The sequence below is a fragment of the Streptomyces pseudoechinosporeus genome (assembly GCF_054783935.1).
Window position 1 is genome coordinate 1 of the sequence record NZ_BAAGPS010000101.1, and the last position, 1,126, is coordinate 1,126.

The 1,126-nt window shown below is 70.6% G+C and carries 2 pseudogenes; one reads left to right on the forward strand and one right to left on the reverse strand.

Features of this window, described 5'->3' with window-relative positions:
• Window positions 1–188, forward strand: a pseudogene (locus tag ACYVO6_RS49390) (hypothetical protein); the annotation flags it as partial.
• A 409-nt stretch (window positions 189–597) separates the two neighbouring features.
• Here the strand turns inward: ACYVO6_RS49390 and ACYVO6_RS49395 are convergent.
• Window positions 598–1,126, reverse strand: a pseudogene (locus ACYVO6_RS49395) (esterase); the annotation flags it as partial.

Here is a 1,126-nt window from a genome sequence, read left to right on the forward strand (position 1 = left end):
TGGGCTGGAGCACGGCTGAACTGGCGCGCCGGGCCGGGATGTCCGAGGAGGACATCGAGTCCATCGAAGAGAGCGGAGTCGATCCGACTCTCGAGCTCCTCGAGCAACTGGCAATCGCACTCGAGTCGGGTGCCCGAATCGACCCGCGCACCCGTCCCGAGTTCCGCTTCGAGGGGCACGCTGCCTGAGCAGCGCCCCCAAAAGCGCGCACGGGGTGTGCTCACAGAGTCGCCGGTGCTGGTGAAGGTCCACAGGGCGTGGCGGATTCGGCCCTCGGCTGTCGTGCCTCTGTTGTACAGAACCGCCAGGTCGCTCTTGCCGTCGGCGGTGAAGTCGCCGGCCACGGGGGCGCTGCGCTCCCAGCTCCAGCTGCCGGTGAAGTAGCGGCTCGGGTAACGGCAACCCGACGGCAACGGGTACGGCTGGACAACGAAGCGCCCCATGGACCTGGTTCACGCCAGGGCCATGGGGCGTTGTCGTGGGATGAGAGCGACAAGGGGTGCGAGGAGTGCGGTTCTGCCACCCGCCATACGACGGGTTTCGCACATCGCGGTCCCCCGGGGGCCGGTCCGCGCCGGCCCCCGGAGGACTCGTGGGTTATCGCGCCGTGAAGCCGAAGCGGGTGCCGGTGGCGGGGAGGCCGCCGGTGCCGGGCTGGTAGGTGGTGATCGCGGTCGGCGTGGCGCCGGCGGTCACGTTGGCCATCGGCAGGGCGTGCAGGGCGCCGTGGGTGCTGGGGCCGTACGGCATGCCGACGTACAGGTGGGTGCCGGTGAAGTGGATGCTGAGGCCCAGGCGTTGGTTGGCGCCCGGGGTGCCGGGGATGCCGGCGTTGTTGCCCGGCTCCAGCCACTTGTCGTTGGCGCCGGGGGTGCCCAGCAGGGAGAAGGTCTGGATGGCGCCCGCCTTGGACGCCGTACCGACGATCTCGTCCGGGACGCCCACCGCCAGCTTCATCGTCGCCGTGGTGCTCACCGCGCGCGGTGCGGTGTTCACGGCGGTCACACTCCAGCCGAAGTGGTCGCCGGTCTCGGCGGCGCCGGTGACGTCGTCGGTGCCGTTGCCCTGGGTGTAGGAGTTGAGCTGGCTGAAGGTGCCGCCCGAGGCGGGGATGCGGAAGGTGAGG